This is a genomic window from Paenarthrobacter sp. 10N417, assembly GCF_056394745.1.
Map to the genome: position 1 here is coordinate 189,632 of NZ_JBFTIL010000001.1, position 26,959 is coordinate 216,590.

Below are 26,959 nucleotides of genomic sequence, written 5' to 3' on the forward strand. Positions count from 1 at the left end.
GTTACGCCTCCTTACGGGTGAGGTAGATGTTGGATCGTTCATCGAGCGTGGCGTCCCACTCCGGCGGCACGACGATGGTGGTGGTTGGCTGGTCGATGACGGCAGGCCCGATGATCTTGTCGCGGGGGGCGAGCGTCACGCCGCGGTAGCGCTGGGTGCTGAAAGGTTCGCCGCCAAACACGATGTCGTCGGTGCGGTGGATTTCCGCCGTTCGGCTGAGTTCGCTTTCAGACTTGGCGTTCTCCGGACGCGGGATCTCCACGCGGACGCCCCAGGTGATAATCTCCACGCGGCTGTCGGGGTCGTGGGTGCCGTTGCGGCGGTCGTGCTCTTCGTGGAAGGCGCGCTCGATGATGCCTGCCGCATCGCCGGTGGTGTCCGGGGCGGCGTCGAGGTAGACGCGGAGGTCCCAGGCCTGGCCGGGGTATCGGGCATCCACGAAGTAGGTGACCTTGGGTGCCTCGCCCACGCCATCGAAGCGCTTCACGAAGGCCTCAGCCTTGGCTGTCAGGTCCTCCACAGCGCGGGAGGCCGAACCGGCGTCGAAACTGCGGGTGTCGTTGTGCAGCGGGGAGAGGAACTCTGTGGCGATCGGGGCGCGGTGGGCGCCGTAGGCGGCCAGGACGCCGGCGGTCGCCGGGACAAGGACGGTGTCGGCTTCCAGAAGCCTGCCGATGATCGCTGCGACCATGGCACCTGCGCCACCGCCGGCAACAATGAGCGCGCCCCGGGGATCAACGCCCTGTTCGAGGGCAGACTGTCGGATGGCGGTGGCCATGTGGTTGGCGGAGACATCCAGGATGGCCTGGGCGGCCTGCAGGGTGTCCATCTTCAACGGCCCGGCGATCCGGGTGTCAATGGCCTTGATGGCAGCCTCGCGGTTCAGGGTGAAGCCACCTTCGAAGCCCTCTGTGTCGAGGTAGCCGAGCGCCACGCAAGCGTCCGTGACGGTTGGTTCTTCGCCGCCGCGGCCGTAGGCTGCCGGACCGGGGGTGCTGCGCGCACTCTGCGGGCCCACGCGAAGCAGCCCGCCGCCGTCGATCCAGGCGATGCTCCCGCCGCCGGCGCCAATGCTCGACACCGCTACGGAGGACAGGCCGGTGAGGTGACCGACGAACGGCTCCCCCAGCCACGCTTCACGGGTGTGACGGACCACGCCGTTCTCCACCAAGGACACATCGAAGGTGGTGCCGCCCATGTCGCAGACCACCACGGTGTCGTGGTCTGGAGCAGCTGCCGCACCCACCAGCGGTGCCATGGACGGGCCGGAGTTCAGAAGCAGGACGGGACGGTCAAGGACATCGGCGACGTCGAGGACGGCACCTTCTGAGGTGACCACCAGCAGGTCCCCGGCGAAGCCGTATTCCTGGAGGTCGGAGCGGAGCTTGCCCAGGTGGTCGGCCATCAACGGCTTCAGGGAAGCGTCAATCGAGGCTGCCGAGGAGCGGCGGTATTCGCGGATGGTGGGATTTGCCGCGTTGGAGAGCGTGTACGGAACGCCGGGAAGAATTTCCTGGATCAGCTCGGCAACGCGCTTCTCGTGGAGGTCGTTGATGATGGACCACAGGAAGGAAACCGCAACGGCCTCGATGCCCTGTTCCTTGAAGGATCCGAGGACTTCGCGGACCTGTTCTTCGTCCAGTGCCACCAGGACTTCGCCCTCGGCAGAGATGCGTTCGGTGATTTCGAAGGTCAGCTGGCGGGGAATGTACGGCGGCGGGTAGGCAGCCTTAGAATCGAACGCGTCACGGCGGCCGCCTTCGCGCAGCAGCAGGGTGTCGGCGAAACCGTCCGTGGTCAGCAGTGCCGTCTTGGCCACCTTCCCGGTGAGCACTGCGTTGGTGGCGTGGGTGGTGCCATAGACAATAACGTCTGCGTTGCGCAGGACCTCGTCACCGCTCCAGCCAACGGACTCGGCTGCGCGGCGTACGGACGCTTCGAAGCCGGTGAACACGCGGTCGTAGGTGGTCAACGCCTTGCCGACCGCCATGTCACCGCTGTTGGAACCAACCACGACGTCGGTAAACGTACCGCCGGTGTCGACGGCGATGCGGTACCTGGCCTCACTTGCTTGTGTTTGTACATCACTCATGGTCTTCATTACTTTCGTAGAGTTTGCAGGGGGTTATACCTGGGGCTTGCCCACGGTGTTGCGGAGCAGCCCCACCTTGTCGATCTCGATTTCCACCGTGTCTCCCGGTTCCAGCCAGACAGGCGGATTCCGCTTGGCACCAATGCCCTGCGGGGTCCCTGTGGCAATGACATCGCCCGGTTCCAAGGTGAGGAAGCTTGAGAGGTAGGAGACGATCCGCGCGATCGGGAAGATCTGGTGGCTCGTGTTCGAGCGCTGCACTTCGATGCCATTCACACGCGTTGCGAGGCCCAGGTTTTGGGGATCGCCCACTTCGTCCAGGGTGACCAGAGCAGGGCCCCACGGGGTTGACCCGTCCACAGCCTTGCCTGCCAGCCACTGGGTCCCGCGGTACTGCAGGTCGCGGGCGGTGACATCGTTCAGCGGGGAAAGTGCTGCAACATAGTTCAGCGCTTCTTCTTCGGTGACTCCGCTGGCCTTGCGCCCGATTATGACTGCCAGCTCGCCCTCGAAGTCGAGGCTATCGCTGACCTTCGCACCGCCGATCTCGTCCTCGGGTCCAACCATGGTGGAGGCGAACTTGGCGAAAACGTCCGGGTACTCCGGGAACGCTCGGCCGGTCTCGGCAACGTGGTCCTTGTAGTTCAGTCCGATGCACAGCACCTTGGAAGGATTGGGTACAGGGGTGGTCAAACGGATTTCGGAACGGGTACCCACATGGGCTTCGGGGTCCTGACCAGCCAATGCGCTGACCTCGGCCGAAATGGCCTCAAGCCTGTCACCGTAGAATTCCAGGAACTCCCGGACGGACGTCGTGGCTCCGTGCACCGCCTGGCGGGAACCCTGCAGCAGCAACTCCAGGTCATAGACGGTGTCATCGATCAGGACGCCGCCGCGAACGCCGGACTCGTGTTCGTAGGAAACAATCTTCATGGCTACTTTGCGCCTTCCGTGGTGGGAGCCCCTGCGGCGACTGCCAGGACAGCGTCGGCCAGGCGGTCCGTAATGTCAGCGACAACCTTTTCGTCCATGGGCGTGGACAGCGACAACAGGTTGGCCGGGGAGCCCAGCAGGCCGCGCTCGTAAGAGGCCCACCACAGCTTGTGCTGGGTGTGTTCGTCCACCTTCTCTGCACCGGCCGGAACCGCGCGGAGGAGTGAGCCGCGGCCGCGGATCTCCCAGCCGGCTTCGGCAACACTGGCGTTGACCGTGTCGCGAGCGGTGTCGCCCAACTGGTTCAGGCGCTTGACCTCATCTTCCGTGTAAAGGCGCAGGGCGACGGAACCCGCTGCCATGCTCACTGGGTTGCCGGAGAAGGTGCCACCGTGAGGCAGGCTGCCAGGGAGCGTCGGGTCCACTTCGGCCATCAGCTCGGCCGTGCCGCAGACAGCTCCAACGGGGAATCCGCCGCCGATGAGCTTGCCCGTGGTCAGCAGGTCCGGGGTAACCCCGTATTCGCCGCTGAAGCCGCTGTAGCCAAGGCGGAGGCTGATGACCTCATCAATGATCAGGACAATGCCGTAACGGGTGGCCAGCTCCCGGGCAGTCCGGACGAAGTCCTCGTTGATGGTAAGGAGGCCGGCACGGTTGGGCAGCAGGTCCAGGATGATGGCAGCGTAGGCGTCCGGAGCGGCCTCGACCGCTTGGCGAAGGAATTCGACGTCGTTCAGCGGAACCGCTGTGACGTCGTCGATCACGCCGCGGGTGACGCCGCGCTGGTAGGACGGTCCACCGGGAACCAGGGCAACCTCGGACGTTCCGTGGTATCCGCCCTTGGTGACGATAACGCGCTCTCGGCCAGTGCTGGCACGGGCGATGCGGATCGCGGACATGACGGCTTCGGTGCCGGAGTTTGCGAAACGGACCTGGTCCAATTCGGGAAGACGGCCGAGCAGGAGTTCGGCGAGTTCCCATTCGTAGAGGTTCGGGATACCCCAGCTTGCACCAGTGGTGAGGGCCTTGGTTGCAGCTTCGGTGATTTCCGGGTGGGCATTGCCGTGGATCAGGGACGTGAAGTTGTTGTTCGCGTCGATCAGTTCACGGCCGCGGTCATCCCACACCCGGTAGCCCTCGCCCTTGATGGCGTAAGGGCTTGGTGCGCCGGTGTAGTAGGTTGACCGGCCGTAGCCGCCAGGCAGCAGCGGGAAGCCGCGCGGCCCACGGCGCAGATGCGGATCCTCCGCAGGGTTCTGCAACGCAGCGAGGTCTTCCAAATGATTGGTGGTAGCCAAGTCGGGTTTCTCCAGTCTTTTCAGTTCACGAGTCGTTTCAGTTCACGAGTCGTTTCAGTTCACGAGGTCGATGAGCGGCTGGCCGGTTAGCGCGAGGCGTACGCGCTCCACGGCACCGTCCTGCAGGGCGCCCGTGGACCGGTTGGAACGCCATGCGATGTGTGGCGTGAGGATGGCGTTTGGCGCCGTCCGCAGGGGGTGTTCGGCCCCGAGTGGTTCCTGGGCGAAGGTGTCGATGCCGGCGCCTGCGATGTGTCCGGAGACTAGTGCCTCCGCGAGCGCGGCTTCGTCGATGAGGCCGCCGCGGGACACGTTGACGATCACCGTGCCTTTGCGCATTTTGACGAGCACTTCGGTGGAGATGAGGTTCGCCGTTTCGTTGTTCAGCGGCAGGTGGAGGGAGACGACGTCGGAATTCTCCAAGATGTCTTGCAGCCCGGTCATCTCCACGAAACTCTCCGTGACAAAGGGATCGTAGGCGCGGACGCGGGCTCCAACAGCCGAGTACATGCGGGCCACGTGCTGCCCGATGCGGCCCATGCCCAGTACGCCGACCTCAAGCTCGGAGAGGACAGGGGTGTCGTAGCCGATGGTTCCGGCCCAGCCAAGGTTGTCGATGGCGGCGTTTCCGGCAGGTAGGCGGCGGGCCAACGCCAGGCCCATGGCGAAGGCATGGGAGGCGACTTCTTCCGAGGCCGTGCCCGGAACGATCGAGACCGGGATACCCGCTTCGGTAGCCGCGGCGACGTCGATGTTGTCGTAGCCGATTCCGTACCGGATCACTGCACGGCACCTGCTCATCAACGGGAAGTCGGCGGCAGTGAGCTTGGCATAGGGCGTGATCATCACAATGTCGGCTTCGGGAAGCCCTTCGCGGAAGGCATCGGTGTCTGCCGCGGGGTTGAGTGTGTAGCCGAACTCCTCCGCGAGCGCGTGCTCACGGTCCAGGTCCGGGAAATGGTGAGGGGCCACAAGAATGGTTCCCTGGGCATCGCGGGTCATAGTCAGTCGTCCTGTTCGTGTTCGTACCCTCGGTCGCTGCCGGACACTCCTTGGGACGGGTGCCGGTGCCGGGTGATTTCCAGTACAACGCGATATCGCGGCGGCCATCCGTGCCATATCGAGACACCACAGTGGGACACTGTGTCCCACCGACTGGGGAGGGCCGGGCAGCACAAGCGGCCACCCGCCGTCCGGCTTTCGCCGCCTGGGCAGCGCGCAGCAGCCGGCCTCTTTAGGAGGTCGGCTGCTGCCTGCGTGGAATCAGAGGTCGAAGCCGCGGCTGCGGAAGTAGTCCATGCGCCGGTACAGAGTGGAGCGCCCGATCTGCAGGGTCTCCGCGGCAAGGCTGCGATTGCCCTTTGCTTCCTGGAGCGCCGTGCGCAGTTCGCTGAGTTCCGCGTCTTCCAGGCGGGAAAGCCGACCCTTCGTCAGGACTCGGTGGAATCCCTGTGGCAAGTCATCCACTGTTACTTCGGCACCGCCTGCCCGTTCCACGGCGTTGGAGACGACGGCCCTCAACTGGTCGATGTTACGTGGCCAGTCGGCTTGCGTGAGCGTCGTGAGCAGCCTGCGGGAAAGCCGCCGCTCCCCCATCTCCCCGGCAATCGCATTCGCCAGCTGTGGGATGTCTTCCCTCCTGTTGCGAAGTGGTGCCACCGAGATTTCAAGGACGTCGAACGCCTCGGAAAGCAGCAGGGTCGCGTCCGTGGGGCGGGTAATGGTGAAGATCAGCTTGGTGGTGGAATGGCCGCGAAGGTTCCGGGCGATCTCGACTGCTTCATTCTGTGAGAGCTCGTCAGCGTGCTCCACGATCAACGTGGCTGGAAGCTCCGTGGCCACCCGGTGCAGGACGTCCCTGAAGTTGGGGTTCCTGAGGTCACCGTTGCGTGCGTCAACTATCGCGCGGCCACCCCGCAGTGACCCGATTGCATCGGCCAGCCGCAATTTCCCGCTGCCCAATTCACCGATCAGCACCACGGACCGGTCCTGGTCCACAGCCTTCCGCGCCAGGTTAAGGGTTCGCTTAAACTCCGTGCTGGTGCCGTCCACGTGCTTCAATAAGCGATCCGCAGTTCCTTGCGGCGCCGATTCCAGCGTTATTGCAGCACCGGCGGCGGCGTTTGCCCGCTCCTTGGCGGGCGCGTGCGGCCGGACCACCACAATTGCTCCGACGTTGGCCGCGGAAAGCGTTACCGGTGAAATTTCCAGCGTGGAACGCCCCGGCCCTTGCAGCATAACTTCGCAGTTCATGTCGCGGCCGGACGCCATAACGGCCTTGGCATAACCGGAAATGATCGAAAAGTCGCTGTCCACCAGCGTGGCAGTCGCGGATGCGTTCTGGAGCGCGTTTTTACCGTCGACGGCAATGACCGCCCGGTTGCCCCTTCGGCGTGAGATCCTGAGGTACTCACTGAGCAGTGCCCGCTCCTTCGATGAGGTGCGGACTTCGATGTCGCGCTCAATCCGGGAAGCGACGCCTTCGAGCATGAGCAGGGTCGATGATGGTTCCAGCGTGCTGACCCGGTTTGCCGGGAGCGTCAGACCTATCACGGCCCGCACACGGTTATGGAACGGGTCCCGGACCAAGGAAGCAAAGCACCAGTTGCCCCTCATGTCCTCCCGAAAGTGTTCTTCCGGGGCCAGCCAGATGCCGCGCCCTTCTTCCAGGGCCAAACCTTCGCCATTGCTTCCGCAACTCTCCTCCAGCAGGGAATACCCAGCGGGGAATCCGTCATCCCGCAGGAAGCTGGCCTTGACCAGGACACCGTTAGGGGCGGTGATGTTGACGTAGCCGCCCAAGTCGGCAGCCACTTCATCCAGTTTCTGCAGGTGCGGTCCCGCCGCCGCGATCGTGTACTCGTCCACCCGCCCTTCGTCGTAGAACCCGCGGTCCGCGAAGGCATCGACGCCCGCAGCACGGCTGCGGTACCACGAACGGGCCACCATGGGACGGATGCCGCTGAGGTCGGTTTGGGGTTGCATGAGGAAGAGCTCGCGGACGCGGTTGGTTTCACGTGGGGTTTCATTCGGCCACGGTGACAGTACTTCTGCAGACATGGGAGGTTCTCTCTGAGTATGCGGTTCAGGACGCCAACGCCGGGCCAGATCCATCTGGCCTGGACTTTCGTGGCCGCCACCTCGGCAGCTTGGGACGGAACACCCGCTCGGCGGTCCAGTTCTCATCTTGTGATGCGTTTTCCTCCAGCGCACGTGCGCCGATGTACGCGGCAACCATTCCCGAAAGACCACTTCCGAGGATGATGGTGTTGTTGTTCCGAGGGGCCCCCAGGCTCGTGTTTTCGGTGACCATTGTTTGCTCTTCCGCTCAAACCATCCGGGTTGGTGGGTGCATGTGCTCCACGCCACTTCCAGACTACCTAACTAACAGACGTTAGGGAAGCGCTCATCCCGATTTACCTAACGACTGTTAGGATGGCGGATTATGAGCATGACGTCCTACGAAGCCGCGAAGGCAGCCCTCCAGACTAGACTCGAGGAGTGGAACTGGGCGGGCCAGAAAGCCGCCAGGCAGAACATTCTTGAGGCGTTCCTTCAGCTCGCCATTGCCAACGGCTTCAACTCTGTCTCGATGCGGACCATCGCAAATTCGGTCAACATCAAGCCACCCAGCCTCTACTCCCACTTCCCCGACGGCCGGGACGAAATCGTTGCCGAATCGCTCCGCTGGCATTTCCACCGCTTCGGCGTCGCCCTGCTTGAGGCGGTAGCGCCGGCCACAAATGCGGACGAGTTCTGGGACGCCATGGTGAGGCTTCACTTCACGCGACAGGTGCGGCTCCCGGAAAGCAACCTGTGGGATTTGCTCGTAGCCACCGACAGGATGGCAGAAGTCCTGCCCCAGGATCTCCGAGCACAGGTGGACGATTGGGTGACGCTACACGAACGGATGTACGAGGCAGCTGCCCGCGACATGGGCTGTCCTAATCCGGCGGAGCACGTGCGGGTGGTGATCACGCTCCTGGAGGGCGCCACGCGCTGGGCCCCCGCCGATTGCACCGACGCCGAGCTTGAAACGCTAGCGGACCGCGCCGTCACCCTGTCCCGGGCAATTTTGGCCGTCGACTTCCAGACCGCGAGGACTTTGGCGTCGTAAGGCTGCCTTGCTCATTCCCCAGCCGCGCGTGTGTCCCGGTGATACCAGCGGCTCGCATGCAGCACCACGCCGTTAGCAGGACCTTCGGGGCGTGTGAAGGACGCGCACCTGCACCCAGGATTAGAACCCTCGCACATTTCGCAAAAGACTTACCAAGTCGGCCACATCGGTTTCCCGGCGATGCCGGTTGCCTGGTTCGCCATGGTGGAACACGGCGTTGAAAAACAAGCCGACTCCTATATAACGGATCGCTAGGGCAAGGTCTGGGCCGACTTCTGCTTCCAGGACCTCTAGCCACTGCTTTTGGACGTCGGCCAGCCTGCGCTGCGTCTCAGCGGGTGCTATGGGCGCAAGGCGATTCACGGCCACAAACGCTTTGTCCAAGGGCGAATTGCTCCAAAGAGAAGTTTGGAGAAAGTGCATGACCGCCCCTCCGGCGGCTGCCTTCATGGCGCGGATGTCTTCCAGCACCAATTCATCAAAGCGCTCAAGCTGTGCAGAAACCAAATCTTCCCTGTTTGGGTAATAGTGGAGCAAGCCCCCCTTCGATACGCCAGCGAGCTTTGCCACAGCTTCCAGAGTGGCAGCCCGCTCGCCCGCCTTTACGAGGATGGACTCAAACGCATTCATCACTCGTTCGGCGACACCGGGTTCTTCGGCGGAAACGGTTCGCTGCTTCGACGATGGGCGCAGACTAAAGGGTCGATTCATGATCAGAGTCCTTGTTGATGGGACTATTGGATTTCAGCGGTAATGGGCGTGACGCCGCCCCTGGACGCGTGCGGGACCAGGGAATTTTTCACTCACGCCTGGCCCGTTGGTCCAAATAGCCAACGTGCGGCGCGAGCCATCTCCTACTCAGCCGCTACGCCGAAAATGTGGCAGCTTGTCGATGACCTGCAGCGTGAGACCGGTCCGGGGATCCAGAGGTGCCCCTGACCGGCCCCGGGGTGGAAGGTACGTCATAGAGGTGAGTACCCGAATTCCCGGACAGACCACGCGTCAGAAGTGGGTCCCGCCGTCGATGCGAACTTCGGTGCCGGTGATGAATTTACCGTCATCGCTGGCCAACATGGCGACAACACTGGCAACAGCTTCTGGTCCGGCGAATCCTTCTCCGAGCGCTGGGACCAGCTTGCTGGCCAAACTGTAGTCCATATCGTCGGGGAGGCCGGGACCCTGATTCTGCTTGCTCTGCCCCGACCCGTCCGTCATCCCCGACGAGATGGAGCCGGGCTGCACGGAATTGAAGCGAATACCGTCTTTTGAATATTCAGACGCGAGTGCATGGGTCATCGATTGGATGCCACCTTTACTCGCTGCATATGCGCTCATGTAAGGGTGGGCGAACGTTGCCGATGTGGATGAGAAGTTCACCACGGCGGCTGCGCGGCCGGCCCTGAGATGGGGAACGGCTTGTCTGATGACCAAGAAAGTCCCTGTCAAATTCACCCGGATGACTTGTTCGAATTGTTCGAGCGATGTCGCCTCTGTGTGCGAAGAGCGCAGAATCCCTGCAGCGTTTACTAAGACATCCAGCCCACCCAGAACCTCCGTGCTCTGACGTACGCCGTGATTCACGGACGCTTCGTTGCCGACATCCATGACCACCGTTGTGAGCTGCCCGCCAAGGTGAACAGCCGCCGTCGTGGTGTCCTCCAAGCCTGCTTCCGAGATGTCGGCAGCAACCACGGTCCCTCCCTCGGAAAGCAGGCGCAGAACTGTGGCCTGCCCGATCCCCGACCCTCCACCGGTAACGAGTACTCGACGTCCTTCATAGCGGTTCATGTGTTCTCCTTCGATTTTCCACCGGAATGCCCGGCCGTTCGTTACATGCGTGGTTGGGGTTTAGCGGAGCGACGGCTCCAAAAGGGCAGGCGTAGCTGTTGAAACGACTGCCTGGACAACCAGCTCGGCTGAGCCGGCATTCTGTGCGTGTGCGGTGATGGTGATGGCTCCAGCTGCCCCGGTGGGGCGCACGATGGCGAGCGCGCGGCCGCGATACGTGGTGGTTGTGGTGCCTGTAAATGCTTCAGTTGGCGCCGGTGCTCCGGTCCCGAAACCGATAAGTTCACCCGGACCGGTGACAGTCAGTCGCACTTCCTCGTCGCCGAGCATCTCCACCTGACCGTTGGCGCCGACGACGGCCAGTTCCGCGAAAACCAGGTCAGCTCCGTCCGCTGCGACGTCCGCGCTACCAGCGGTGAGACGCAGGCCCAACCGGCCTTCGGCGCTTTGAAGGGTGGTCCTGGAAACTTCATTGCCGCCTCGGTAGCTCACAGCGGTGAGCGACCCCGGCTCGTATGGCACTGTGAACCTGGCGACGTAACCCCGGCTTCGGCCGGCTCTGCGGCGCCCGATCCGGCGGCCGTTGAGGAATAGCTCTATATGGTCATCGGCTGAATAGACCTCGATCTCTGCCTTGCGTCCCTCGCACCCGCGCCACGACCAGCTTTCGACGGCGTTTGTTACGCGCCATGCCGACCGCACCATGGGCACTCCGCTGCGGTCCAGGGGTCGCACACCGATCGCCGGGGCGTCCAGGACACCCCAAGCAGCCTGCGCCAGGCGCAGGGTGATGTCCGGCTGGCCTATGAGATCGAACATGCCAGGGCCCGCCAGGATGTGGGGATAGGGCTTGGAAAAGCCCGCTCGTTTCCCAGGAACCCAAACCGCGACTCCGGCTTCGCCCAGGTACTCCCAGCCTGCCCACACAAAGTCCCCTATGACCGCGGTGTTTTCCTCCACCAAGTGCCAGGAGCGGGCAACGTCCCCGGGCAACGTTTCCGAGCCGAGAATCACCCGCTGCGGGTAGACGCGCAGGTCCCGCTTGTACCGGGCCAGGCCGTAGTTGTAACCCGCGACATCAACTGCAGCGAACCCATCCTTGGATGCCTTGTCCGCCTGTGGGAGCCTCGAAACGAGGTCCATCATGCGTCCGATCTGGTTGATCCAAACATTCGCTTCGGTACTTCCGGCCAGCGATGTCTCGCCCTCAGCCTCAGGAGTTTCTTTGTAAGGGGACTGCTTGAAGACCACCATCGCGTTCAGGAAGAGGTTCGTTGCAAGGGTGACCGGCCGGTCCGGGTCCAAACGATGCAGGTATTCCGTGATCTCCCGGGCCACAGTGACCCCTTCAGGCGTTGCAGTTTCCGGGATCTCGTTTCCGGCGGCATACATGATGACCGACGGGCGGTTGCGGTCTTTTTCCACCATGCGGTCCGCGTCCTCGGACCAGGTGTCCCGGAACCTGCTTGCCGAGTCGTACCGGGTTTTGGAAGCGAACCAGTAGTCGGCGAGTTCATCCAGGACGTACATGCCCAATTCGTCGCAGGCATCCAGGAGGTGCCGTGACATCGGGTTATGGGCACTGCGGATAGCGTTGAAGCCCGCCTGCTTCAATAACCGGATGCGCCGGTATTCTGCTGCCCGGTGCGTAGCGGCGCCCAGAATTCCATTGTCATGGTGAATGCACGCACCCCTAAGCAAAGTGCTGACTCCGCTGATTCGCAGGCCCCGCTGGGCATCAACCGTGATCGTCCTGAGCCCCACCTTCTCGCGTCGTTCATCAATCAGCCCTTCAGCTGCATAAACCTTTGCCACGAGTTCATAGCGGTGCGGTGTTTCTGCGCTCCAGGGTTTGGGGTTCGGGACGTGCAAATCTAGTGTTCCCGCCGCTCCATTTGCCTTCGCGGCGGCGACCAGAGTGCCGCCGTCGAACAATTCCACATAGATGCCTGCAGCGTCGTGGGGTGTGTTCAGGTCATATTGCACTTCGAGCGTTGCGGCTTTGGCCGTGAGGGCCAGCGTGCGCACCCGTAGACCGTCATTGGCGAAATGGAGGGCAGGTCGCAGAATAACGGAAACTCCGCGATATAGCCCTGAGCCCGGGTACCATCTGCTTCCCGGCTGAAGTGAATTATCTACGGTGACGACGATTTCATTGGCAGCACCCCAAAGGACCTGGTCCTGCACTGCGAACTCGAATTCGGTGTACCCGCCGCGTATGGAACCCACTGCTTTGCCATTGACGGTAACCGTGGCGTCGCCCTGGACACCCTCAAAGCGCAGTGCCGCACAAGCAGCCGGATCCTTCGGAGCACTCCACGTGGTCCGATATGTGTAGAAGCCACCGGGGAAGTAGGCCACATCCGCACCTCCGGGCGCGTCAGGTGTGCGGGTCTCGTGGATCATGGCATCGTGCGGGAGCCTGACTGAAGTCCAGGAGCCAGCACTGGTATTGGCGAATTCCCAGTCAATGAGGTTGATAGCTTCGGTGGGCATGAGACTCCATCGTCGAGGCGGTAAGAGGTGCTTCTTGGTGTGTGCTGAAAAGACTAGCACGCGCAAGTAGGTGCCGCCGCCGATATGCCGGCACAATCAGAAGTTCAGATCGCGAGCCCTGCGATCGGCTCCACACGGGCCGCACAAAGGCCAGGCGGTGTTTTAGGTCGACGCCCGTCGGACGAGAGTGGCCACCGCATTGGGCTCCCCTTGGGGCACGTCCCTGCCGTCCACGGCGTTCAGTGCTGTCAGTGCCAACAGCCGGCCCAGTCCTTCGACGTCCATACGGATAGTCGAGAGTGCGGGCACAAGAATCTCGCCCCACGGGTCATCGTCATGCCCGATGACAGCAAGGTCACCGGGGACCGCCAGGCCTTGGCGCAATGCGGCACTGGTAACAACTGCCGCGATCTCGTCATTGAAGGCAACCACCCCGGTCACACCCGCATTCACCCACTCTCGGACGGCAACCTGGGGCGAATCGTCCTGGCGGTCGATCTGACGGCAATCCACTTCACCAAGACCAAGCTCCAGCGCCTTGTTGGTGACGATATTGCGACGGGCCTCACCAAAGGAGCGCAGACGGTTGTCTCCGGGCGCCGCGAAAGCTATTTTGCGGTGGCCGCGTTCAACGAGGTGCTCCACCTGCAGTTCCGGCCCCGCGACAATACTCGGCCCTGTCTGCCAGGCGGGCGTATGCGCATCCGGAACCGGGACAATGTTGGTGATACCACTCGCCCGTATCGATTCCACTTCCTCCTCCGAGAACGGGAGAAGCCCAATAACGACGTCCGGATCAAGGGACTCCCACAGCGGCCTGGATGTTTCGTGAATTGTGTAGGTGACCAAAGAGTACCCGGCCTCTTCCAGAAAACCGGAGGCCTCGGCGATGTGACGGCGCATGCTGTATTCGAGAGGCCAATCGGGAAGGACCAACAAGATGATGCGGCTTCGACCCCGGGCCAAAGCTTGAGCGGCCGTGTGCGGACGATACCCGAGCCTCGCAGCTTCGTTAATGACCCGCTTACGGGTTGCCTCCGAAATGGTCTGGCCTCGCGTTTTATTCAGGACGAAACCCACGGTAGCCCTGGAAATACCCAAAGACTTCGCGACATCCGCTGCGGTAACTCTACGGCCTTTATTCTCCGTGCTCATCCAAAAATCGTACCTTGCGCGAGCTAGTACCCCCTTCTGTCGTGGAGCGCACCGGACAACGCTTCAATGACTTGGCCGAAGCGAGGCAGCAATGATGTCTTTTGGCGAGGCCGAAGCGCTGACGACAGTTACTACGGCAACCCCACGATCAAGCCGAAACGGCAACACCGCAGCAAACTGTCTGCACCAGCTCGGGCTGTTTCGCAGCAGAGGGTTAATCGAGGATCTCGGTTTTTATCCGTTCCCTTAACAATTGGCCCTGCCGCGACCAACAACAGGAACAGGGCACGGAAAAGAAGGTCCGGGGCTCTGTCGGTCCCGGACCTTCCGCAGGTCGAAGCAACGGCTTACGTGATTTCCAGTACTGCCGCCAGGTCAGCCTCGGAATCTCCGCCGACCCAGATATCGATCGTTGTAGCGTCTTGAACGTAGTCGCGGGTGGCTGCACTCCAGTACCGGAGTTGGTCCGGTCCCAGCTCAAACTCCACGGTGCGGGTTTCGCCTGCCTTAAGCGAGATCCGCTGGAAGGACTTGAGTTCCCGGACGGGTCGGGAGGAGGTCCCGTAGCGTTGGTGGATGTACAGCTGGACCACTTCATCGGCGTCCCGGTCCGACACGTTGGTCACGTCGCAGTTGACGGTAACAACATCGCCTCGGGCGATTGCCGCCTGCCCGGTTGAGAGATTGCCGTACTTGAAGCTGGCATAGGACAGGCCGTGGCCGAAGGGATACAACGGCGCATTGGATCCTTCGAAGTAGCGGGACTGCTGATGCTCCGGTTCGAAGGTCCGGTGATGGGAGTAGATAAGCGGCACCTGACCTACGTGTTGGGGCCACGTAAAGGGCAACCGCCCTGCCGGACTGACAGCGCCAAGCAGCGTACGGGCCACCGCGTCCCCGCCCCGGGTACCGGGATACCACGTCTGAACGATGGCAGGGATATGCTCATCCGCCCATCGCAAGTCCAGCGGCCGGCCAGACATGACAATGAGGATCACAGGGGTGCCCGTGTCGTGGATGCGCTGCAGTTGTTCAAGCTGGCGACCCGGCAAATCCAGCGTACTTGTGGACGCCCGTTCGCCAATCTGGTTCTGCCGCTGGCCAACAACCACGATTGCGACGTCGGCACTGGAGGCGAGCTCCACGGCGTGATCGATCGCGGCGTCGTCGTCGTAATCATCCGGTGTCCGCTCGATGGAGGTGTCCAACTGATCGAAAGGCGTGGGGTAAAAACGCTCAGGAATACCCGCTCCGGGTTCGTGCAGCACTTCTGCGGACCCCTCCAGCGCCGAGCGGAGACCGTCCACAATGGTCACGGTCTCCGTCACGTCATGGTCAAAGACCCAAGGTCCAAGAGCGTCCCGTGAGGCCTGGGCCAGTTGGCCGATGACAGCAATTTTGCGAAGGGATTCGCCATCCAGGGGAAGCGCATCCGCATCGTTCTTGAGCAGCACCATGGACTGCTCAGCAACGGTCAGGGCCAGTTCGCGGTGCTCTGGCGCAGCGAGGACCGCCTCTGTGGCAGATTCCTCAGTGTAGGGGTTCTCGAATAAGCCCAGCCGGAACTTGGCAGTGAGGACGCGTTCGACGGCGGCATCCAGCACGTTCTCACTGAGGGTACCGTTTTGGACTGCTTCCGGAAGCCGTGTGTACGCGGGTTCCATCATGGCCATTTCCATATCCAGGCCCGCCGTCACCGCTCGCACGGCGGCATCTGCCTGATCCTTGGCGAAGTGCTGCGTCTCCAAAGACCGCACGGCGTTTGCGTCAGAAACCACAAAGCCATCGAAGCCGAGCTGGTCCCGAAGGATGGTGGTGAGCAGTTGGCGGTTTCCAGAGACTGGAACCCCGTTGAAGTCCATGTAGGCGCTCATCACGTTCGACGTCCCGGCGTGGATAGCGGCGCGGAACGCCGGGATGTGCACGTTCCAAAGTTCAGCGTCGGAGATGTCGACGTCGTCGTAATCCCTGCCCCCGCGGGCCGCCCCGTAGCCTGCAAAGTGCTTCACCCCGGCGAGAATCCGCTCGGGGCCGAGGTCACCTTGGAAGCCGCGCACGTTAGCGCCGGCTACGGCGGCACCAAGGACAGGGTCTTCGCCTGCTCCTTCGACGATGCGTCCCCAGCGAGGGTCCCGGGCAATGTCGACATTGGGGGCGAAAGTCCAGTGCACGCCCGCGGCACGGGCCTCCCGTGCTGCCACTGTCTGCGCCGCTTCGATCACATTTTCGGACCAAGTAGCAGCCATGGCGATTGGCACGGGGAAAATGGTCCGCCACCCATGCACGACGTCGAACCCAAAGAGGAGCGGAATGCCAAACCGGCTGTCCTCTACAGCGCGGCGCTGCAGGCGGTTCGCGAGTTCCGGGTTCCGGATAAAGAGAAGGGAACCGGCCTTTCCTGCGCTTACGGCCTCCTCAATCAGTTGCGGCAGCTTGATGTGGACACGGTGCTCAGGGGGAAGGGACTCGATGTCAAAATCGTCCGGAATCGGCTCCCCGTCCCCGGTGTAGAAATACTGTGTCAGCTGACCGGCTTTTTCCTCAAGAGTGAGCCGGCCAAGGAGGTCTTTGACGCGGACCTCCACTGGCAGTGTGGATTCACGGAAGGGCAGTACAGGCAATGGGTCCTCTGTTCGTTCTTGTTTGGTGGCGCCGGCTGCATCGTCGTGGAGGGTCATCAGTTGTCTCCGTTCGATGCAGCTGCCAGTGACTCTGAAAGGTCAGAGCGGAACTGGTCCGAGGCACCGGGGATGTATTCGAGCAGCGTGCGGATGGACATGGCAGCGGCTTCCGGGTCCTTGCCGTCCAGAGGAACACCGGGGTAATGGCTAGCGAAGGTGTTGCTGAACAGCCGCCATGCGGCCGGATCCTCGGCAACCTCGCGAATGGTTGAGTCCAGGTCAAAGGTGGTCCGGGCCGAGGCAATTTCAGCCGCATAACTCCATTGATGCTCACCAGCTGCAATCTCTACTCTCAGCCCATCCGGGTGCAGGGGCAGGACCACCTCGGCGCTGGTCCCCTCCGGAATGGCCACGTCCAGCAGGGCTGTGCCCTCTTTCACGCTCCAATTCACGCGCACTTCCCCGTGCGGGGTGACATGTTTCAGGTCTGCGGAAGTGAGATGTTTGCCCGGTTGGGGTGCGATTCGCATGCGTCGGTAGCCAGGTTCGACGGCGTTCAGCCCACCAATGGTTCGGTGCATCCAGTCCACAACCGCCCCGAGGGCGTAGTGGTTCAAGGAGGTCATTCCGGAGGGGTTGATGGTCCCGTCAGGCTGTACCGAATCCCAACGCTCCCAAATGGTGGTGGCGCCCATCGTCACCGGGTACAGGAAGGACGGGCAGCCCGTTTCCAGAAGCATAAGGTAAGCCTCGTCGAGGTGACCTGTGACAGAGAGGGCATCGGTGACCAGCGGCGTGCCGGCGAAGCCTGTTGAGATGCGGTAGCCGGCGCGGGCTACGATTTCCGCCAGCCGGTCACCTGCATGCGCTTTCTGGGTGTCGTCGAGAATATTGAAGGTGATCGCCAATGCGTATGCTGTGGCGGTCTCGTTGACAACCCTGCCGGTCTTGCTGACGAACTCGTCCAGGAACGCTCCGCGGACGCGGTAAGCAAGGGCATTGAATTCGACGGCGTCTGCCTCGTGTCCGAGGATGGCTGCGGTGTCAGCCATCTCCCGGGTGGTGCGGCACAAGTAGGCTGCAGCGACAAGATGCCTGTCGGTTTTACCACCGGCCGGGTTGTCGATCGGTGCGTCCGGATCGAGCCAGTCACCGTACTGGAAGCCAGTACTCCACAATCCGTTGTCATCCAGCAGGCCGGCAACCTGACGGATGAAGGCGGTCATCGAACCATAAGCGTCCGCAAGGATCTGTTCATCGCCATATTCCCTGTAGAGCGCCCAGGGAAGGCTGACTGCGACATCGCTCCACAGCGCCGTCGGGGAAGATGGCGTGGAGAGCACATCAGGGACAACCCATGGCACATAGCCACTTTCCTTTTGTTCAACGGCGAGGTCGCTCAACCAGGATCCGAGGACACCGCGGACGTCGTAGAGGAACGCCGCAGTGGGGGCGAACGCGTTGATGTCACCGGTCCAGCCAAGGCGTTCGTCGCGCTGGGGACAGTCGGTGGGGACGCCAACAAAGTTGTCCCGCATGGACCAGACCGCGTTGGAGTGCAGCTGGTTCAGCAACGGATTTGATGTCTCGAGCCACCCGATGCGGGTCATGTCGGAGTGGACAACAACGGCCCGCAGAGACTCGGAGGTCAACACTCCGGGCCAACCGTCGATCTCGACGTAGCGAAATCCATGGAACGTGAAGCGGGGCTCCCAGATTTCGCGTCCTTCTCCGCGCAGCGTGTACCGGGTAGTGGCCGCTGCTGTCCGGATCGTCTCGAAGTCCGCTTCGCCGGCAATCATCACCTCCGAGTGCTTAAGCGTCACTGTCGTACCGGCTGGACCTTGGACGTCGAGCCGTACCCAACCTGAGATGTTTTGGCCGAAGTCCACCACGGTGCGCCCTGAGGCCGTTGTCAGGATTTCCACGGGAGCCAGCTCTTCGATCCGCCGGATGGGCGGAGCTGTGGGCTCCACGAGTGCTTCGAGCGGCCAGTCGAAGATTTCAACAGCGGCCCACTGCGAATCGTCGAACCCAGGCTTGTCCCACCCGAAGGGTTCCAGACGCGCATCGTAAGTTTCGCCGTCGTAAATGCTGTTCGCGAGCACAGCACCGGTTCCGGCCCGGAACGAACCATCTGTAGTGATCCGTTCTGTCCGGCCGTCGGCGTACTCCACATCAAGCTGCAACCAGGCGGCTGGCCGCTCCGAATAGTGGTTGCGTTTTTCCTCCCAGCCGAGGCGTCCCAGCGCCCACCCCTCCCCCATAATTGCGCCCAGCGCATTGACTCCCGGGGTGATCAGCGACGTGACGTCGTGGCTGCTGACAACGAGTCGATGGCGATAAGAAGTCCAGCCGGGCGTCAAGACCTCATCTCCCACAACGTTCCCGTTGACGTGCGCTTCGATCAGGCCTACAGCTGTACTGTGGAGCGTTGCTTTGACCGGCAGTTCGGGTACTTCGAATTCACGACGAAGATACGAAGCGGGCTCTCCGGGTTCGCCTGTTGAATGCTTGGGGGTGATGAAAGATGCGGACCAGTCGGCGGTCATTGTGGAACTCCTTGTAACGCTGGGTATTGGCTGGCTGGTTGGGTTAGCGGACTGAGCGGACGCGCATGGCCACCATGCCGCCTATGAGGGTGAAGACGCCGGCGATGAGGTAGAGCAGGGTGTAGTTCTTTTCGCCACCCGCTACGACTCCGATTGCGAGGAATGCCGGTGCAATAAAGGGTGCAACTGCCTGCGGGATCGACACTGCGAAGCCGATGATGCCCATGAATCGTCCGGCGTTGGTGTCCTTCTCCGGCAGAACATCCAGGATGAGGGCTTGGTCGATTGCCGAGAACATGCCGATTCCCGCAGACACGATCATCGAACCAGTCACCAGCAGAGTGAAGTCGGAGGCAACGGCCATGACAACCGTGCCCAGTGTGAAAAGAACACCTGAGTAAAGGACGAAGACGCGCCGGCGACGCAGCTTGTCTGAGAGGAATCCGCCTCCAATGGCACCGGCGGTTGTAGCAACAATCCCGATCAGGCTGATGGTGGCGATGATGGGTGCGGAATCGGCAACACTGACGCCGAGACGCTTAGCGAAGAAGAACGCCGTGAACGTGGTGTTCAAGGTAAGACCGAAGTAGAAGAGGAACCGGCCAAGCCATACCCATGAGAAGTCCGGGTACGAGCGGGGGTTGTACAGGTACTTGCTGAACAGCGTACCCAGGGACAGTTTCTCGTCGAACCGGGCGTTTCGGGTGTCGTTTTCCTTCGTGAACAACACAAAGAGGGTCACAAAGATCACGCCGACCAAACCGGGCAGCAGGAAGAGCAGAAGCGCATCAGCAGCGAAGCTGCCAGCGATTACAACACCTACAACGGGCGCCACCTGGGTGGCGAAACCTGCAAGGCCGGCGACTTTCCCTCGCTGGGTTTCCGATAGCTTATCGGCCATGGATGTCAGCAGGGCCTGAAGGACTTGACCCCAGCCGAGCTGCGCGAGGACCCAGCCGATGCCGAGAACCAGCGCGCTTGGTGCCATCGCCATAACGAAGAGTGAAAGGATGCCCACCAGCATGCCGCCGATCATGAACGGACGACGACGTCCAATTCGTGAGCGCGTTCGGTCGCTGAGCACACCCAGAAGCGGAGCTGTGACCATCACTACCAAGGATCCAGCGCCGGTGATGTATCCCAGATACTCGTCACGGCCCGGCGCCAGCTCCGCCAAACGAATGGCCAATGAAATCGCCAGAGGCGTGATGAATGCTACGAATACACCGAATTGACCCAGTACTTGGAACCAGATGTACGAGGTGCTGGCTTTCTGTTCAGCCGGAGGTTGCGGTGCGTTCTGCATAACCTCCGCCAGCGCCCCCGGCGCGGTCGGCAGAGGCTGAGGGGCGGCGGGAAGATCGCCTGGGCGTATTGCCATCGAAGACTCCATCGTCAATGTCTACTAATAAGGATGCACAACTGTGAGCTGGCTTACGAGAGCGTACACCCGCAGAGCTAGCACGCGCAAGTAACTTTGTATCGATTCATTGCGATGAGGTCTTTTGCCTTTGTGTCCACACCGGTGAAGCGCGGCCGGCAGAACGAGCATGGCCTTTCGCCTCGATGCAACAATTGCCACAGCAGCGACCCGCCGGCGATGCGGGGTTGGTGGGAAGACCGCACGCCAAGAACCTGCGCCACGCCAGGCTGGAGTAGCCCGCTCCTCTCTGGGCGCACCTGTGCCCGGCATTGGTGAACCTGAACCATTGCCGATGCTTCGAACTTAGACACCGCCACGCTCCTGCTCGCACAATCGTCATGCGACACCCATCCAGCGCATTTCAGTCTGACCATTGCAGTCGCTAAAGACTCGCCAGCAGCCAACACCGGGCGCCACCCCTTCAAGCGGCCCTCGCAACCACCATGCGGGCCGCTCCCCACTGCCCTTGGCGCCCCAACCTACATATGAATTATTGACTAGGAGTTCGCCAAACGAAGGAGGCGTCGTGCAGCACGTCGCTCAGCTTGGCGGTCGGGGTCAGCTGTCGGCGAGGCGAGCAACAGGCTCCGTGTATATTCGTGCTGCGGGTTGGTGGTGACTTCTGGGGTTTGACCGGTCTCGACCAATTCGCCTTGATACATCACCGTGACGCGGTGGCTGATATGCCGTACCACTGACAGGTCGTGCGTAATGAACAGGTAGGCGACGCCGGTTTGGCGTTGCAAGTCGATGAGTAGATCGAGCACTCGTGACTGGGTGGTCAGATCCAAAGCCGAAACGGGTTCATCACACACGATAAGGCGTGGTTTAAGAGCCACAGCTCGGGCAATAGCAATTCTTTGCCGTTGCCCGCCGCTGAACTCTTTCGGGTAGCGTTGGGCGGCGTTAGCCGGCAGTCCGACCGAGTCCAGCAGTTGCCGCACGGAGTTGCGAGCCGCCTGTGAGGACGTTCCTTGGGCGATGAGCGGCTCAGTGAGGATGTCAGCAATCTGAAGGGAGGGGTTCAGGGACGTGTACGGATCCTGAAAAATCACCTGAATGTCGCGGGCGAGGGGTCGCCGTTCGCGGGGGTTCATGTGGGTGATGTCGCGCCCGTCAAACTTAATCGTTCCGCCGGTCGGTCTAGCGAGACCCAATACCGCCCTCCCAAGGGTGGTTTTTCCCGAGCCGGATTCCCCTACGACGCCGAGCGTCTCACCGGGGGTGATTTCGATGGAAACGCCGCGGAGCACCTCCGGTGACGCTGTGCGGAACCCGGTGCCAGGGTATCGGAGACGGAGGTCGGAGACTTTTAGCAGTGGGTTGCTCATCGAGCATGCTCCTTGTTCAGTGCAGACGGCGCCGCTGCGGGCGGGTCAGAGCGGGTCGTGTTCTCATCCAGAATCGCGGCGATGAGTTGTTGGGTATATTCCTTGGACGGCGCGTGGAAGATAGATCTCACGTCGCCCGACTCCACCATTTCCCCGTCCTTCATAACAACCACTCGATTGCAGAGATCGGCGACAACCCCGAAGTTGTGCGTTACCAAGAGGACTCCCATGCCGAACTCGCCTTGGAGATCACGCAGAAGGTCAAGGATCTCAGCTTGCACCGTCACGTCCAGGGCAGTGGTGGGTTCGTCAGCGATGAGCAGCTTTGGCCGCGATGAAACAGCCCCGGCGATAAGGACGCGTTGGGCCATGCCACCGGATATCTGATGAGGGTAGGACTTGAAGGTTCGTAGAGGATCGGGAATGCCGACCCGAGCCAGCAGGGCCAGAATGGTGGCCCGCGCTTCTTTCTTCGACATACCAGCTGTCAGGGGTTCTATGAGTTGGCTACCGACGGTGAAGGACGGATCCAGGTTCGACATAGGCTCCTGGGGAATGTATGCAAGGGCACTGCCCCGCATGCGCCGTAGTGTGCGGTCATCCTGCGCGGAAATCGGTTCGCCTGCAATTTCGAGTAAATCGGCGCTGACCCGGGCTTGGCGGGGCAATAGGCCGAGAATGGAGAAGGCTGTCTGGGTCTTTCCTGACCCGGATTCTCCGACGACACCCACGACTTCACCCAGGTTGACGTCCAACGACACTCCTTTGACGACACTCCTGTAGGTGCCATCGGCCTGCGGATACTCGACTCGAAGATTTCGAACCGTCAGCAGGTTGCCTTTGCTTCTGGCTTGATCCTGGTTGCCATCAATGCTTGCAGCGCTATCAGTGGCACCAGTCTCTTCTATTGGCGGCACTACTGTGTGCGTGCGCGGCTTCTTGGGTACGGCGTTTGGAGCTGCGAGGGAGTCCCGGTAGGCGTTGGCGAGCATCACTAAAGCGCCGGTCATGACGGCCAGGAAGAGGGAGGGCCAGAGCATCTGAATTGGATGCTGGTAAATGTTCAAGAACGCAGCTCCCGCCATCAAGCCGAAGCTCGGTAGCTGGCTGGACCCTAGCCCAAGGAATGCCAGGCCTGCCTGGATGCCAATGGAGGCGACGGCGAGAAACGCGGAGGCGATGATGATGGGGCCTCGAACGGCGTAGAGAACGTGACGGGAAAGGATGCGGACGTTGGAGAGCCCCGCTACGCGCGCGGCGTCCACGTATAGTTCGTTCCGCACGCCGAGGACGAGATTGCGGACCAGACGGAAAATGCCAGCCGAGATGAAGATCCCGAAGACGCCCATCATGATCTTGTAGTCGCCGCCGGTGATGGGGTAGAGAATCATGACAAGGATCAGTGCCGGGAAGGTCATGACCAGGTTGAACAGCCAGGACAAGGCTGCGTCTGTGCGTTTGGCTACATAGCCGGAAATGAGCCCGAACACCGTACCGATGGATACTGCCACACCTGCCCCGAGCAGCCCTGAAATGACGGAGACGTTGATTGCGACCAGACTGCGTGACCAGATGTCGCGTCCGTACTGGTCAGCACCGAGTAAGTAGTCCGGGGAGAAAGGCGGTGTGTTGACCGCCGTCAGGGAACTGAAATTTGGGTCGTGCGCGCTCAGCACAGGTTCCAGTAACCCGAGCATGACCACAGCGGTCAGAAGGACAAGTGCCCCTAGGCCAAGTGGGTTTCTGAGCATACGGGCAAACGATCCTTTGCGACGTTCTTCAACGTGATTTGCATCGAGGGTTGCCTGGCGTTCGGGGACTGTCATGTGAGCCTCGCTTTGGGGTTGAGCCAGCCGTTGGCAAGATCGACCAGGAGGTTGACAACAACGACGATAAGGATTCCGAAGAGGGATGCGCCAAGGAGCGCAGGAAGGTCTCCGGTGACGGTCGCTTGGTAGCCATATGTTCCATACCCCGGCAGAGCGAAAATTTTCTCGGCGAAGAGAGCTGCTCCAAACATGCCGATGAATTGAAGGGAGAAGGTGGTGAAGGCTGGGCTGGCAGCGTTTCGCAGTGCGTGCTTCAACAACAGTGAGCGTTCGGGTACTCCTCTACTGCGCAACGTCCTGATGTAGTCCTTTTCAAGCTCGTCGATCATCGAACCGCGGATTTGGGCGGCGAGGGCTGCAATCCCGCCGATTGCCAGGACGATGGCGGGCAGAATGACTCCCGCGAACCAACGCGTTGGCGAATCACTCAGGTCCGTATAGCCGACTGCTGGAACCCATTTCAAGGAGACCGCGAAGAGAAATACCATTCCGAGACCGAGGATCAATGTCGGGAAAATGAAGGTAATTACCGAGATGAATTGCAGGATGTTGTCAAGGATGCCCGGACGTGCGGCCGAGGCCACCCCGAGGATTGTGCTGAGGATCAGCATGAGGGCGGCAGCGACGAAGACTATGGACAGCGTGACCGGCAGCCGCGTTGCCATGGCATCCACCACGGGTTCATTCGAGAAATACGACCGGCCCAAATCCCCCTGCACCGCATTGATAAGCCAGTTGAGGTACTGCTGACCCATTGGAAGGTCAAGGCCCAGCTGGGCTTCCAACTTGGCGATTGCTTCAGGTGTTGCGTTCTTACCGAGGATGTTGGTGGCTACAGGGATACCCGCGCCGTACGTAAGAAAGAACGTGATTGCAGTAACGATGAGGATCAAGACCACGCCATGCCCTAATCGCCGAATCATGAAAGAGAACATTCATTCGCTCCTATGAAGGGTGGCGTGGAGCGACGCTCCACGCCACCTAACTGATGTTTCTATGAACCTGCCGGGGCGAAGGGCAGGACAGTCTGTCCATTTACCAAGGGCGGGGTGTACTTGACATCCTTCGTCGTGGCGTAGAACCCCGAGGTGTAGCCGATCGGTGCAGCCCAGCCATCCTCTACCAGGTACTCGTTGACCGCTCGGAATGCATCGGCCTGTTTCTCAATAGGTGCGCTGTTCGCAGCCTTCATAAGCTCGGTCAACTCGGGAGACGTGTTGTTGGAGGGGTTGAAGATTCCGACCAGGCTTCCCGCCAAGTCCTGGGCATCATTGCTTGTGAGGCCGTTGTAGAAGAAGTACGCACCGTAGTTACCCGCAAAAATCTTGGGGAACAGATCCTGGAACTGGATGGGTTCCCACGTCACTGTGATGCCAATATCACCGAGCGCCTGCGCGATCGCTGACTCGTAGGTCGTCGTCAGGGCAGTGCTGGGCATTTTCATCTCAAACCCGTCGGCGTAGCCGGCTTCGGCCAGAAGCGCTTTGGCTTGTTTGGGATCGTAGTCATTGACCTTCAAAAGATCTTCACTGAAGACCTTGCCGCGTGGACTCACCAACTGATTGGAGGGGTAGGTGCCGCCTTCACCGAGAGACTTCGCGATCAGTGATCGATCGAACGCCATGTTAATTGCCTGGCGGACGCGCTTGTCTTTCAGTGCGGGAATGATGTCCCCGTTTCGGTCGATCAACCACAGCGCGGCGATACCCGATGGTGTGCCTTCTCCAACGGTGAACTTGTCCTCAGGAAACTGGCTCCTCTGGTCAGCGGAGATGTTGACGAAATCCAGCTGGCCGGCCTGCATCGCGTTCTGCTGTGCAACCGGGTCTTCGATCACACGGAACTCAACGGTGTCGTAAGGGTATGCCTTGGAGTTCCAGTAGCCAGGGTTGCGTTTCAGGGTGTAGACAGCGCCAACTGTGGTTGCAGCGTCATCGATGACGTAGGGTCCGGATCCGACGGGCTTTAGCTTCGAGCTCTCATCGGTGAGTACCTTCGGAGAACCGATGCCCCCGATATTGCTGCTCAGGATGGGAAGTAGCGCCGCATCCGGTTCAGACAGGTCCAGGACCACAGTTGACTCATCCGGAGCTTCCACACCGGCGATCTTTGTAAGGGAACTGGCCGAGGCGGGGCCTGTTCTGGCCACCTCGAGCGAGGCCACAACCGCATTGGCGTCGACGGGCTCCCCGTCTGTGAAGGTCATACCCTCACGAATCTTGAACGTCAGTGTCTTCTGGTCCTCCGAGTATTTCCACGACTCTGCAACCGCAGGGACGACGCTTCCGTCGAGGCCGCGACCGACAAGGGTGTCGTACACCGAGAGGAACATGTAGGCCTCGCCGCCTGGCCAGTTCCCGATCTGGAAGTTCCCGGGCGCGGTTGAGAGTGGCAACCGAAGCGTCTTAATCGCGGATTTATTTGCATCTGGTCCGGTGTCACCTGTGGAGGAACATCCTCCGAGCGCGAGCGCTGTAACAGCGGCAACAACCGCCGCGAGACGCCTGTATCTCATGTTCACGTTGACTTCCTTGTCTGCTTTGGATGGCTACCGGCGAGGCCGTCGGCGTCGCGCGATGTACGCACACGCTAGCGCGCGCTATCTGCGTAGCTCATCCGACTATACGGACGCCAGTTAGCGCGCGCAAGTTAAGACGTGAAATTTCTCACACCCGGGCGTAGCGGGTGCTCCTGAGTCGACCTCGTAGTGGCCGTGGTCAGCTAGCAGCGGGCGATGCACTGTCCCCCGCGCGCAGAGGGTTGCGACAGACGGAACGTCTAGGACCAACAACGTCGCCAGGACGTGCCCTACCTCCCTCCAGTCGTGCGGGTTGCGGCACGACCGGGCGTGATGGTGGCTTGCGCGCCTGAAGCGGCCGTGCTCTTTGATGAATTCGATGCATACCGGAAAGTGTTTGTGGCCGTCCAGCCTAACCGGACACACGAGCGGCGACGATGGAGGTGACGGCTGGCTCGCCAGGGCTTGACGCGCCGGTGACGCTTGCAAAGGCTCAGGGCTCGGCTCCTATGGGGCCCGGCCCGGCAGGAATTAAACACGACAGCGCATCGCGGGGGCGGAGGCGCACGCGGGGATGACGGGAATCGGGGTGTATGACGACGACGTAACCGCGGCGAATATCAGCGCACAGGACTGGAATCCCCGTTCCTCACAAGACAAGCATCAGGCCGTATGAACGATCTGAGGGACCGCCTGCCAGGGGCGGTCCCTCAGATGCTGGTGGTCCTGGCTCCGTTGTCGTGACCGTCGTTGGTTCAGCGCCTATTAGCGACCACCCGGCCTTTTCGATTGGGAGAAGAGTGTGC

Annotated in this window: 18 protein-coding genes; 1 reads left to right on the forward strand and 17 read right to left on the reverse strand. The window is 61.4% G+C overall.

Translation table 11 applies throughout. The features are described from left to right. Nucleotide 1: 1 nt before the first annotated feature. The 6 genes from AC1DCM_RS00810 to AC1DCM_RS00835 all read right to left on the reverse strand — a co-directional run bounded on the left by AC1DCM_RS00810 (nt 2) and on the right by AC1DCM_RS00835 (nt 7,636). On the reverse strand, nt 2-2,092 hold the full coding sequence (locus AC1DCM_RS00810) for a hydantoinase/oxoprolinase family protein (protein ID WP_442016894.1): 2,091 nt from the start codon (nt 2,090-2,092) through the stop codon (nt 2-4). A 33-nt stretch (nt 2,093-2,125) separates the two neighbouring features. Continuing rightward, the gene (locus tag AC1DCM_RS00815; RefSeq protein ID WP_442016893.1) at nt 2,126-3,025 is read right to left on the reverse strand and encodes a fumarylacetoacetate hydrolase family protein; all 900 of its coding nucleotides are present in this window, start codon (nt 3,023-3,025) and stop codon (nt 2,126-2,128) included. Between the two features lie 2 nt (nt 3,026-3,027). After that, entirely contained in the window at nt 3,028-4,323 is a 1,296-nt protein-coding gene (locus tag AC1DCM_RS00820; RefSeq protein WP_207307799.1) for an aspartate aminotransferase family protein, read from the reverse strand. A gap of 54 nt (nt 4,324-4,377) precedes the next feature. Then, nucleotides 4,378-5,325, reverse strand: a complete 948-nt coding sequence (locus tag AC1DCM_RS00825; RefSeq protein ID WP_442016892.1) for a C-terminal binding protein — start codon at nt 5,323-5,325, stop codon at nt 4,378-4,380. A gap of 261 nt (nt 5,326-5,586) precedes the next feature. Then, nucleotides 5,587-7,383, reverse strand: a complete 1,797-nt coding sequence (locus AC1DCM_RS00830; protein ID WP_442016891.1) for a sigma-54-dependent Fis family transcriptional regulator — start codon at nt 7,381-7,383, stop codon at nt 5,587-5,589. A 25-nt stretch (nt 7,384-7,408) separates the two neighbouring features. Then, nucleotides 7,409-7,636 (reverse strand): hypothetical protein, encoded by a 228-nt coding sequence (locus tag AC1DCM_RS00835; RefSeq protein ID WP_442016890.1) that lies wholly within the window; start codon nt 7,634-7,636, stop codon nt 7,409-7,411. A gap of 132 nt (nt 7,637-7,768) precedes the next feature. Here AC1DCM_RS00835 and AC1DCM_RS00840 point away from each other — a divergent pair, with 132 nt between their 5' ends. Further along, on the forward strand, nt 7,769-8,440 hold the full coding sequence (locus tag AC1DCM_RS00840; RefSeq protein ID WP_442016889.1) for a TetR/AcrR family transcriptional regulator: 672 nt from the start codon (nt 7,769-7,771) through the stop codon (nt 8,438-8,440). A gap of 120 nt (nt 8,441-8,560) precedes the next feature. Here the strand turns inward: AC1DCM_RS00840 and AC1DCM_RS00845 are convergent, their stop codons facing one another. The 11 genes from AC1DCM_RS00845 to AC1DCM_RS00895 form a co-directional block, all read right to left on the reverse strand. Further along, entirely contained in the window at nt 8,561-9,151 is a 591-nt protein-coding gene (locus AC1DCM_RS00845) for a TetR/AcrR family transcriptional regulator (RefSeq protein WP_442016888.1), read from the reverse strand. A 291-nt stretch (nt 9,152-9,442) separates the two neighbouring features. Then, nucleotides 9,443-10,228 carry an SDR family NAD(P)-dependent oxidoreductase gene (locus AC1DCM_RS00850; RefSeq protein WP_442016887.1) on the reverse strand — a complete coding sequence of 262 codons (786 nt, stop codon included), beginning with the start codon at nt 10,226-10,228 and terminating at the stop codon, nt 9,443-9,445. 60 nt (nt 10,229-10,288) lie between these two features. Beyond that, nucleotides 10,289-12,724, reverse strand: coding sequence for a glycoside hydrolase family 2 TIM barrel-domain containing protein (locus AC1DCM_RS00855; protein WP_442016886.1), 2,436 nt, complete (start codon nt 12,722-12,724; stop codon nt 10,289-10,291). Nucleotides 12,725-12,886: 162 nt separating this feature from the next. After that, nucleotides 12,887-13,879, reverse strand: coding sequence for a LacI family DNA-binding transcriptional regulator (locus AC1DCM_RS00860; RefSeq protein ID WP_131134381.1), 993 nt, complete (start codon nt 13,877-13,879; stop codon nt 12,887-12,889). A 347-nt stretch (nt 13,880-14,226) separates the two neighbouring features. Then, nucleotides 14,227-16,557: a glycoside hydrolase family 3 N-terminal domain-containing protein gene (locus tag AC1DCM_RS00865; protein WP_442016885.1), complete on the reverse strand. Its 2,331-nt coding sequence runs from the start codon at nt 16,555-16,557 to the stop codon at nt 14,227-14,229. Continuing rightward, on the reverse strand, nt 16,557-19,052 hold the full coding sequence (locus AC1DCM_RS00870; protein WP_131134379.1) for a glycoside hydrolase family 78 protein: 2,496 nt from the start codon (nt 19,050-19,052) through the stop codon (nt 16,557-16,559). The genes AC1DCM_RS00865 and AC1DCM_RS00870 overlap by 1 nt, the downstream gene beginning before the upstream one ends. A 43-nt stretch (nt 19,053-19,095) precedes the next feature. Then, nucleotides 19,096-20,433, reverse strand: a complete 1,338-nt coding sequence (locus AC1DCM_RS00875) for an MFS transporter (RefSeq protein WP_477516972.1) — start codon at nt 20,431-20,433, stop codon at nt 19,096-19,098. Between the two features lie 539 nt (nt 20,434-20,972). Beyond that, a complete protein-coding gene (locus tag AC1DCM_RS00880) occupies nt 20,973-21,806 on the reverse strand; it encodes an ATP-binding cassette domain-containing protein (protein WP_131134378.1) in 834 nt (277 codons plus the stop codon). Continuing rightward, nucleotides 21,803-23,557, reverse strand: coding sequence for a dipeptide/oligopeptide/nickel ABC transporter permease/ATP-binding protein (locus tag AC1DCM_RS00885; RefSeq protein ID WP_442016883.1), 1,755 nt, complete (start codon nt 23,555-23,557; stop codon nt 21,803-21,805). Before AC1DCM_RS00885 ends, AC1DCM_RS00880 begins: the two co-directional genes overlap by 4 nt. Before the next feature lie 71 nt (nt 23,558-23,628). Further along, nucleotides 23,629-24,570, reverse strand: a complete 942-nt coding sequence (locus AC1DCM_RS00890; RefSeq protein ID WP_131134376.1) for an ABC transporter permease — start codon at nt 24,568-24,570, stop codon at nt 23,629-23,631. A 59-nt stretch (nt 24,571-24,629) separates the two neighbouring features. Further along, nucleotides 24,630-26,150, reverse strand: a complete 1,521-nt coding sequence (locus AC1DCM_RS00895; RefSeq protein WP_242633469.1) for an ABC transporter substrate-binding protein — start codon at nt 26,148-26,150, stop codon at nt 24,630-24,632. Nucleotides 26,151-26,959: the final 809 nt, after the last annotated feature.